Genomic DNA, 11,639 nt, shown 5'->3' with positions numbered 1-11,639 from the left:
ATGATTCACACTTCATATTTCTAGCAATATTTCCAATCGCTGCTCGATCTGCCGTTGGAAATATTCCGCACGAGTCAACAAAACAGTAACTGTTTTCTCATCACAACATTCACCTTTTTCAATGCGCAGACAGACACGTATTCCCTGCTGATATTGCATCAGAGCAAAAGCCCCTTTCATACGATGTGCATGATGAGCAACTTTCTCATAGCGTTGTTGATTTTCCTGTTGTCTCAGCGCTGCAATATCTTCCACCATCCCCTTCTGTATCGCACTGAGCAATTGTCGCTCTACTGTCACATCTTGCTGAGCCAACGTTTGAATCTCATAAAACTCGAGCGTTGTCTCATCATTGACTTGTCGGTAATAACGAGTAATTTCTGCCAGTAATTTGCTTTGCACCAACGGCTTAATCAACACACCATTCATTCCCGCCTCCAGGCAACGGGTTTGCTCGGTAGAAAATGCGTTCGCGGTGCACCCCAGAATAATGAACGGCGGTAATTGACGTAGCTGCTCATATTCTCTCAGCAACTGAGTCAGCTCGTAACCATTCATCACCGGCATCTGACAATCTGTCAGCACAATGTCGAAATAGCCATTTTCCATCAGATTCATGGCCTGTTCACCGCTTTCTGCCAGTACAACATAATGGCCCGATGGTGCTAACTGTAATGACAGCACCTGTAAATTGGCAGGTAAGTCATCAACCACCAAGATATTCAGTGGTTCATTAATCTCCGTGCCAATACTTTCAGTTTTTTCACTCGCAGCCTCTCTCTCAATTTCACTACGCACGAGTGGTAACACCGCGGTTACTTGCGCACCACCACCAGGTACACCCGTGATTTTTAGGCTCCCTCCCATTAATTCAACTAACTGTACAGAAATGGGTAATCCCAACCCAGTACCAGTCTTACCACCATTATTTTGCGTTACCTGTACGTAGGGCAGTAAAACCGCCTCATACAGGGTTTCCGGGATACCGCAACCGGTATCTGCAACCACCAGCGTAATTTCATCTCGATTACTGTCTGCAATATGCTGATAGCTAGTGCTGATCCGCACACCACCCTGTTCAGTAAATTTAATCGCATTGCCCAGCAGGTTATTAACTACCTGAGTGACACGTGTCGCATCCAGCAGATGATAATATTCAGATGGCAGGTCGAACTGCCGGATAAAATACAGCCCCTTCTCCTTCGCTCGATGACTAAAAGTCGCCACACAACTTTCCAAAACATCCTGCAACGATTCTGGTTTTAGATTCAGCATCATACGCCCAGCTTCTATCTTGGAAAAATCCAGCACATCACCGATGATCCCCTGTAAAGACATGGCGGCATGCCATGCGATATGTAACGGTGTGGATGGGTGAGTTTGTTGTTTCACTTCCAAATCGAGAATACCGATAATCGCCTGTAAAGGAGTACGGATCTCATGGCTCATGTGCGCCAGGAAATCTGATTTTTCCAGACTGGCAAGTTCGGCTTTATCGCGTTCCTGGCACAGCTCTTGTGCTAGCAATTTACGCTCAGTGACATCAAACCAACCACCAATAATTCCCTGAACAACACCTTCGGTATTGCTGTAACTTTCAAGCCATAAATAAACATCTTTATTTTGCCCCTGAACCACAATGCTGCGATCAGAAAAATGTGCCAACTCCCCCTCCAAACAGTGCAAGAAAATCATACTGATATCTTGCTCATCATCAGGGTTTAAGAAACAGAGAGAGAAAAGACTACGGCCAATTACATCAGATCCAATCTGATTCATCTCACGCCGAAAATAGAGGTTTGCTGCCGTAATACACATCGTTGGATCACAGACAAACATGGGCGTAGGAATGTTATTAAATAATGTTTCCCAGTATGCCAGTAAATTCTGTAAGTTATTTTCCGCCTTTTTACGGCGTCTGATTTGGTGTGCAAGATAACTGCCCCAGAAGGCCGAACTCAGTGCAATCACAAATAACGCGCCTCCCCACAACTTCAACCAGGGAGAGATCTTATTGTCATTATAAGGCGTCACATTTGCCATAGATAACCATTTTAAGCGCAACACACGCAGCTCATTTGGGGGCAATGCATCAATGCTTTTATTCAATATGCTAACCAATTGAGGATAGGAAGGTAGGATGGCGTATTGTTCTGGTTGTAACGAATCCCTAAGGAATTGAATAGAAATATTAGAACCATAGCGACTCGCCTGTAGATAATCAGCACTAATCAAACTATCAAAAGTTGCATCCACCGCTCCGGCCAGTACCATATCAATACCTTTTGTTACGCTGTCAACTTCCACGATGGAAATATCCGGATACTGCCTCAATACTGACATTAGTGCATGATCGCGCGGAACCGCAACCCGATGGTGCTTAAGTTGCTCAAACTCATAAGGTGCATTACGCCCATTATGGGTGATCATTACCCATTCCACAGTACCGTAAGGATGACTGAAAGAGAGCCAACGGCTACGATCTGGTGTACTGACCAAAGAAGTCATCTGAACTTCACCATCTTTTAACAGCTTTGTAACCCCCGCAACACCATCTGCCGGAATAAAATTAAAGGTGATGCCGCTTTTTTCGCCTATCAGACGTAAAATATCGACATCCAGCCCTGTAATTTCACCTTTTTTATCTAAGAACGAATAAGGTGGCTCAGTACGACTGGTTGCGACATTGACAACAGGATTCTCTTTAATCCAGGCTTTTTCTTGTGGTGAAAAGATCGCTGTGTCGTTATCGTTTCCCAGAGCCAACCCAGAAACCCAACGCTGATAAACCTTAGTTCTTATCTCATGGGGAATTGCGGTCAGGATAAGGTTGATCGCTTCAACCATGCCATCACCGTTGCGGCCAAGAAAATTATACCGTTCTCCCTGTGAAAGCTCCCGACGATAGGTCAACTCGCTAAATGGGTGAAAAGCCAGTAAATAGGCAATCTGGCTTTGACCATCCAGATAAGCATCCACTTGACCATCTACCACCGCCTGAATTGCCTCCTGTTGACTTTTTGCCACTAAAACGCTGCGGTAGTACTTACTCAATTGCTTAATGATATTCGGGTTACTGCCAGGTGCTGCCATAATATTCATTTCATCAAATGGCATATTCACTTGTTCTTTACGCATAATCAGAGCAAGCGGTTGCACCAGAATCGGGTAAGTATTATCGCGCCTATTTTCCGATTGTGATGAGTCAGAATGCGATAACAGCTGAATATCTCCACGTTGCAATGCTTCATAAGCGGATGTCCAGCTGCCAAACAGACGTACCTCCACCGGCCTTTTTAACACAGTTTCAATCAGACGAAGATAATCAGCATAAATTCCTTCCAACTTGCCATCCCAACGATGGGACACCAATGGCGCCCCGATACAGCAGAGAATGCCGACTTTGAGTGTTGAGAAATGCGGGGCCAGGATCTCGTGTTCTTTGACAGGTAATGGAACAAACTCCTGAATGACGACATTCGAATAAAATTCCACCGGCAGTCCATCTACCGGCAGATCTTCCGCATTATGGAATTCAAACAGATCGAGGCTCCGGCCAGATAATGGCAACAAAAGTAACAAGATAGCTACCCATCGAGGCCCATTCAGCCAGCCTTTCATTTGTTACAATCCCAATCCAACCTGATGCAAATAATTATAAAGCGCAGCTTCATTCTCTAACCCCAGCTTTTTCATCGCGCTGATTTTTTGTGCGCTAATCGTCTGCTTAGTACGGTACAAACGCGCAGCAATATCATTCACACTCAACCCCTGGCCCAATAATTTAATCACTTCTAACTCTTTGCCGGTTAGAGCCTTGACAACTTCCTCTCCCGGAGATTCGAGAAATTGCTCACTCAAATAAGGCTCATGGCATCCCGTTGTACTATACAAGCCTTTCACTAGCTCATGAGATAGACTGTTTTTGTTTAAAATCGCTTTCACTTTGTAATCAATCAACGAAGCAATTATTTTCCGGTCACTGATCATCGTGATCACCACAATCGGCAAACTCGGATATCGCTCACGTATCCGGTTAATCATCCGCAGACCGTCAATCTGGTTATCACCTGGCATATTGAAATCCGTAATTAGCATATCCACCTCTTTTTCTTCTAGTAGAGAAAAAAGCGCAGTAACATCATGCGCCTCTCCTACAACCTGATAATTCTCGGGTAATGTTGCCAATACGGTACGCAGCCCTAATAAAAATACAGGATGATCGTCAGCAATAATAACTCGTCTTGACATAGGTTATTTCTCCATATTATTTTTTATTTGCTATTTCACGCATAGTCCCTTCAATAAAACCGGCATTTTCCCCTATATGAATAATCAAGGCGATAATGACCTGGTTAAATTCACCTTTGCCATCAGCAATCCGCACTTTTAACACCTGTGGTATTAAAGAAACTGAACTTTTAAGTTGTTCAATCTTCTGTCTGTCTTCTTTGTGTACCCAAGCCATCAACTGCGACCAGTAAGCAGGCGCTTTTCCACACCGCATCCAGGCGGCATCATGATGCCAGTACAAGTGCCCATCAGCACTTAAACGAAAGCAATTAATCTGTTCTTGTTCCAACATCGCACTCAGTAACAGAAGTTGCGCTTTACGACGATGCAATGCATTGATTGTGTTATATAAATAGCTACAACATAGTAACGCAGGCAAAGTAAACGCGGTACTGTACCATGCCGCCATTTGTACATTCTGTTGAAGATTCATTAATGGAAATGAAAATGGCCCAAGGCCAAAAATGGTTGCACTCACGACCCCTAGAGTACATAAGGATAAGAAACTACTTAATACCAATAAATTACCACTTAATGCTAATAGCATCGGCAAACTGAAGGAAAACATCAGCACTATTCCTTGCCAATGAATGTTCCCGGTTTCAGGTAGTGGGCTAGTAAACAATACAGCCATAACTAACAAAGCCACTAGCCATAAACCATAGACTTTCCTGTCTCCGGTTCGGCTTTTTTCATGGGTGATGAAAGAAATAATAAAAAATGTAAACGGCAGATAGCTCAATACAGAGCCTACGACAAGCAGTAATGAAATGGAGATATCGGTAGGGTAATCCAATAGATGAAGTACCCACTTAGCCATAAATCGCTCAATAATTCCGCTTAACGAACAAAGCATTATCAGACTAAAGATGTCCCTTGTTCGTTTTGGCGCCCACATTGCACCGTAGAAAAATTGCCAGATTAGCCCAGTCACGGCTAACATCACGACATTGATACAAGAAAATATCAACGATACATTTACTGGCCTCCCATACCATTGGCTTGCTGTCAAAGAAATCAAAGCCCCCGTTATTAACCAGACAGGCCAGTACCGGGGCGCCCTAGCGCAAAAAATGCCTTGTAATAAGCCCGCCGGAAACCACACTAATGATGACAGGCTCCAGACATCACGCACTTGCAAACTTAGCAGTGCCAGCACAAAATTAACTAGCGTAAAAACAAACCAAAAGACCACTATCTTTTTCATTTTCATCAGGATCTCATTCCGTAACACTGATGTTACATCATAAGATAATAATAGCAGAGAAGATAATACTCTATGGTGATAGTTCGGTTTTACCTGATAATAATTGTACTTTATTATCCATGACATCCAACCAAACATCCTCATTCACTGGCGTATCGCCCAATAACAATTGATCCGATAACAACGGTAGAACAAACTGCATTAACAAGTTATCAATTTCACGAGCTCCACTTTCTGCAATTCGGCACTCTTCTGCAATGAAATTCACCAGCGCATCGCTATAGTGCAGTTCACACTGAGTTGCCTGACAATACCGCCTGACCACTTTATTCAGTTTATGACGCACAATGGCATGCAGAATTTCACCCTGTACCGGCAAATAAGGAATAACCTGCAAACGACCTAAAAATGCGGGAGTAAAAATCCGTTGCAGTTCTGGTCGGATAACCTCCTGAATATCTTCAAGTGTTGCCGAGCGATTTTCGCCCTGCTCTTTTACCCCATGCATCGCTGCCCGCATCACCAAATCCGATGCTGCATTAGTGGTAAGAATAATCAACGTATTGCGGAAATTAATCTGCTGCCCTTCTGCATCTTCCATCACGCCCTTATCAAACACCTGAAAGAACAGTTCCAACACATCAGGATGCGCTTTCTCCACTTCATCAAGTAGTACCACACTGTAAGGCTGACGCCGAACCGCCTCAGTCAACACGCCACCTTGTCCATAACCGACATACCCTGGAGGAGAACCTTTCAGGCCAGAAACCGAATGGGCTTCCTGATATTCCGACATGTTGATCGTGATCATATGATGTTCACCACCATACAATTCGTGAGCTAATGCCAAAGCGGTTTCCGTTTTTCCAACACCAGAAGGACCTGCCAGCATAAATACTCCGGTAGGCTTGACCGGATCGGCCAGTTGCACTTTGGCAATCCGAATTTGACGTGCTATCTGACTGAGCGCATGGTCTTGCCCCATTATTCTCTGACCGAGACGCACTTCTAGTTGACGCAGTACATCACGTTCATTTTCTACCATCCGACCAAGCGGTATCCCCGTCCAACCGGCAACAATATCCGCTACGCAAGCTGCATCAACACAGTCAAATACATAGGCATGTTGGCGATGGCGTTGATGCAGTTCTGCCCGCAGTTTGGGTAGCTGTTCATCATGTTCTTCACAAGCGAGAATATCATTCACTAACTGACGCTGAACGTGATATTCCGGCAAAATTTCTTCCAGTGAAGCCTGTAATTCAGCCTGACGTTGTGCCAATTTTTTTAATTGAATTTCATGACCACCTTCACGTAATAATGCTTTCTGCTCAGTGGCAATATTTGCCAGCATGGCACGTAGATCTTCAATAGGTGCCGGTTCGTCAGTCTGTGAAACTGAGACGCGGGCACAGGCGCTATCCAACAGGCTAACTGATTTATCCGGCAACTGACGCCCACTGATATAACGGCTAGCTAATGTCACGGCTTCTGTTACCGCTTCAGCGAGTATTCTGACGCCATGATGTTTTTCCATAGCCGGTGTTATGGCTCGCAACATAGCTGTAGCCAGTTCCAGAGAAGGCTCTTCAACTTTAATCACCTGAAAACGACGTGCTAACGCAGCGTCTTTTTCAAAGTATTTCTTATATTCGGCCCAGGTAGTTGCAGCGATAGCCCGTAATTCCCCCCGGGCCAACGCTGGTTTCAACAAATTAGCCGCATCGTTTTGCCCGGCTTGACCACCCGCACCAATCAGAGTGTGTGCTTCATCAATAAACAAAATCACAGGTGCAGGATACTCTTTCACCTCATCCAATAAGTTTTGCAGGCGACTTTCAAATTCGCCTTTCACGCTCGCACCTGCCTGCAATAGCCCCATGTCAAGTGTGAATAATTCGGCTTGCATCAACACTTCCGGTACACGGCCATCGACAATACGTTGAGCAAGTCCCTCTATCAAAGCCGTCTTACCAACCCCCGCGTCACCGGCTAACAACGGATTGTTTTGACGACGACGCAGCAACACGTCAATTAATTGGCGGATCTCCTGTTCACGTCCCAGTACCGGGTCCAGTTTATTATCACGTGCCGCCTGCGTCAGATGATGAGCATACTGGGACAGTGCGGATTGCGTATTATCCCTGGCAGTAGTTATTTGCTGTGGCTCTGTACGCACCTGTGTACACAACCACCGCTCTATCTCATCAGTATTACCCTGTAACGCCTGTTGTAGTTCCGATGTCAGCGAATGTTGCAGTGATGGGTTTACTAGCAATGCCACAATCAACGCCTGAGCCGTAATCTGCAACGATCCCAAGTGAGAGCGAGTGCTGGCGTACATCCAAGACTGTTCAAGCCACTCTGTCAAATTAGTGGAAAATACTGGCGGACGATGATTACCGCTACGCAATAGCGTCAGCGACCTCTGGCAAGCATTCAGTAACGCGATAGCATCGATATCACCGTAATGACACACCTGCTCCATTATCGGCATCTGTTTTTCAAACAAAGCGAGTAGCAAATGTTCAATTTCCACTTCATGATGGGTACGCCGTACCGCCAAATTAGCCGCCTCATCAAGACACTGACGCGCTTCTACAGTTAATTTACCCACGATCTGTTTCAGATAATTACTCACTTTTAGGTTTCCTTAATTCGTTCCAATATGTCGTGATCTGTAACGGCAATGTAGAAAGGGAGCCTTTCGCCACTGTCGGCTCACTTAAATCCAACAACTGACTATCCAGCCGGTTACGTTGTTCTAACAGTGTGGTTTGTTGCTGCTGACGTTGTTGCCACTGTTGATACAATGAAGAAACCGCTTTCTCTCCGCTAATCTGATAACGCACGGTGATGTCATTGATACCCAAAGCGCCTAATTCATTGCGCCGCTGTGGGAACGCTTGCGCAGTCAATGTCAGTTCGCCATGAGAAAAAGCGCGTATAAATTGCAGCAAGCTATCAGCACCCACATAGTTTTTGCTTAGCGTGAAACTGGGGAAATACACATCAATCCGTACCTTGCCGCATGATGCCGGATTCCAGTGTGCCGTCATGCTGTCATTGAAATTCATACTTCTGAGTTGTTGCTCACCATCATGACAACTCAGCGTCACTGAACTACCAACCGGCAACACCCTCGCTCCCCGGTTAGCCGTTGCAGGCTGACTGGTAATCACCACTTCTGCTGATTGCTCTTGTTCCGGTACCTGCTGTACCGCAGCCAATTCACGCTCACTTTCCAACAGAGCGAGCTTCTCTTGCAAACGACGACGAATATCAGATGTAGATGAAAGCATGTTATTCGGTTGAATCAAGTTATTGATATAGAACATGAAACTATCGTTAAACGGAAAGAGCACCCCTTCAATTTCTTGGCGATTAATGCCTTCAGGACGAATATCCAGCGCATAATCCGCCGTATCCCGCACAAATGCATTGCTGTATTCATACAACCGTGCATTCAGCTCTCGGCCATCAAACAGCACCTGGCCGCCTAATTTTTCCATCGGCCAGATCACTTTACTTTCCCACTGTGTTTGCAAGCGACTGGCGGCACTGAATAAGGCATAACGCAGTACCAGATGAGCATCGCCCTGATAGAGCCGCCATAAGGTTTCATTTACCCCGGCATTCTTACTTTCCGTTTCATGACGCCACAGTGCAAAACGATTAAACAATGTACGTAAACCGTTATCGTTCAGTTCCCCTTTCCCATCATTTAACGCATTTTTGACTAACGATTCCGTTTCCATATCACTGAGCAACTCACGTTGGCTATTCAACTGTATAGCCTGCCGATAATCGCGATAACGCGTTAACGCATTGTCATCCAACCGCACGGAGATCTGCGGTGAGATGCCAAGCCATGACATTATGCGTTGGCGCAGGGAAATATTTCCCAGCGAGACACGCTGCATCATGCTGCCTTTTTGTATATAACCATGCAGTTGCCATAAACGATGCTGCGTCTGTAACCAAAGCTGCTGATCTTCTTGCTTCACCGTGGACAGGTCATTCTCCAGTCGTGACAAAAAAACAATATAAGGACTGCCATACTGACCGGTTGCTAATACCAACGTTTGCCAGTTTTTCTTGCCACGTACCAATCCTTCCGCTTGTGGCATCGCTTGAGCAAATGCCAACCATTCTGACTGACGCTGATGCTGATATTGTTGATAGAATGAGCGCTGCAAAGGAGAAAAGAGTGCCGGTCGGTTAAGAGCCTGTGCCAATTCATCCAATGTAGTCTGAATATCCTGCTCACCTGCGCGAGTATAAATGCCTCGAATACGCGCGTTAGCTTTAGTCGCATCATCTTCCGCCAGTGGCCAGAAATCCGCCAATGTTAGCGAATGCGTTCCAGTTGGTTGTTCATCCGCCAAAAGCCACTGCCAATCGCTGGAATCCTCCAATAATGTCTGCAATGTATCCCGCCATTGCTCGAATGCTTGCTGTGCGTTACCTTGACGATATTGTGCTAAGCGCAATGCCACACGTTGATCTGGCCGTAGAGGATCATCTTTACCACTTAGTAGTGAGGCAGAATAAGCTGGCATGTGTTGTAAAGCCTCCAATGAAGCACCCCGCGCCATCGCCTGCTCGATATTGATAAAACGCGACCAATGTAAAACCAACAGTCGTTTTTGCGGTGTTTCCGCATCCCGGAAGCGCATTAATAAATGTGTGGCTATCGACTCAGGATTGAACACATCAACTGGAACTTGCTGCTGATATTCCTGTGCTATACGCTGTTCCAGTGTATGGATGACAGGATAAAACAGCAGGTGCGATACAGTTTGTTGTAACCATTGTTCAACATGTTGATAACGCAAGTAGCTCCGTTCGAGTGAGCTGGTTTCATGGATATTTTCAAGCTGCGTGACACTACGCCAGGTATTAACCAATGCGCTACCTGCACCGTAAATCATCATCAGACTAAACAAACTAACCAACACACGTTTGGTCAGTGTTCGCCAACCGGTTAGCAAAACAGAATCATTACGTCGAATCTGGCCGGGCAGATATTCTCCCAACAAACGGTGACTAAAAACACCTTCGGTTTGCTGCAGTTCTGTTTGATGTTCCGCAGTAAAAAACACACCGCGTAACAGACCATGTTCCAGATAATGATCACGCTCGAATAATGCGTTTAGGTAACAATCCAATGCAGGTTTCAGTTGGGCAACAGTTTCCGGTAACGCCAGCACTTCTGCTTGTGGTTGCTGCCGTTGCTGATTGAGCAACTTAAGGCGCATCACTTTCAGAGAATCGACAATTGTCAGTATGCTCTTATCCAGCACATCCGTAACATTGCCATTTGTATATTGATCGATAAAGCAACCCAGTAAGTCAGCACGCTGCTCTGCCGACAATTGCGAACACCAACGGCTGAACCCCGGCAATGCTTCACTGTGTGTCAGAATCAACCAAATTGGCAAACGACGTTCTAAGCGTATCTGCAACGGTTCTAACTGCGCACGTACATTACGCGCCATGGTATAGAGCGCTCTATTGTCACTGTTTAGCAACTGCTCCACCGACAGGCAAACAAGAACACCCGCAGGATTGCGCACCCGTGCGCTCCAACGTATCAGACGCAACCACGCCTGCCGGTACAAGGATTGCCCTTCGGTATAACGACCAGAAACTACCATGTACATCGCCCGGCGGAAAAACCACCAACGGCAAGTAAAAGCATTCTCTGAAAACGACGTCAGATTTCCCCCTGTCATAGGTACCACATTACTGCGCGCTAACAATGACTGTTTACCGCTACTGCGTTCTCCCACCACCAGAAACCACGGAGGAACAGAACCGTTACGTTGTAACCATGAACGAAATCGACGCCAACTTTGTAAACGTCCTCCCCGCCACCAATGCTGATACAGTAAATATTCCAGACGATTATTTCCCTGGCGCCAGAGCTTATTTATTCGACTCATTTTATTCGCTATCTGCGGTATTAATGCCATCGCACCACGCAAAAACAATAATAACAACAATAAACAAAGAAATAATATCAGACCCCCAATCGTTGGCCATGAAAATGCCACAGCAATGATTAAACTGAGTAACAAAAGGATGACCATTACGCTGAGCCAGCCAATGGCATAAAATAACTTTTTCATGTTTA

Annotated in this window: 5 protein-coding genes; all 5 read right to left on the bottom strand. The window is 45.5% G+C overall.

The genetic code is table 11. From position 1 onward, the window contains the following. Positions 1 to 12: 12 nt before the first annotated feature. A complete protein-coding gene (locus tag BO26_RS10130; RefSeq protein ID WP_051690937.1) occupies positions 13 to 3,621 on the bottom strand; it encodes a transporter substrate-binding domain-containing protein in 3,609 nt (1,202 codons plus the stop codon). Positions 3,622 to 3,624: 3 nt separating this feature from the next. Further along, on the bottom strand, positions 3,625 to 4,251 hold the full coding sequence (locus tag BO26_RS10125) for a response regulator (RefSeq protein ID WP_036771158.1): 627 nt from the start codon (positions 4,249 to 4,251) through the stop codon (positions 3,625 to 3,627). Positions 4,252 to 4,267: 16 nt separating this feature from the next. Then, the gene (locus tag BO26_RS10120) at positions 4,268 to 5,506 is read right to left on the bottom strand and encodes a hypothetical protein (protein WP_236637423.1); all 1,239 of its coding nucleotides are present in this window, start codon (positions 5,504 to 5,506) and stop codon (positions 4,268 to 4,270) included. A 64-nt stretch (positions 5,507 to 5,570) separates the two neighbouring features. Next, entirely contained in the window at positions 5,571 to 8,141 is a 2,571-nt protein-coding gene (gene tssH / locus BO26_RS10115; RefSeq protein WP_036771157.1) for a type VI secretion system ATPase TssH, read from the bottom strand. Next, positions 8,134 to 11,634: a type VI secretion protein IcmF/TssM N-terminal domain-containing protein gene (locus BO26_RS10110; RefSeq protein WP_036771156.1), complete on the bottom strand. Its 3,501-nt coding sequence runs from the start codon at positions 11,632 to 11,634 to the stop codon at positions 8,134 to 8,136. Before BO26_RS10110 ends, tssH begins: the two co-directional genes overlap by 8 nt. Positions 11,635 to 11,639: the final 5 nt, after the last annotated feature.

The sequence above is a fragment of the Photorhabdus australis DSM 17609 genome (assembly GCF_000711895.1).
In the GTDB taxonomy this organism is placed as follows: Bacteria; Pseudomonadota; Gammaproteobacteria; order Enterobacterales; family Enterobacteriaceae; genus Photorhabdus; species Photorhabdus australis.
Note: the sequence above shows the minus strand (reverse complement) of the source record. Positions and strands in the feature narration are given on the sequence as shown.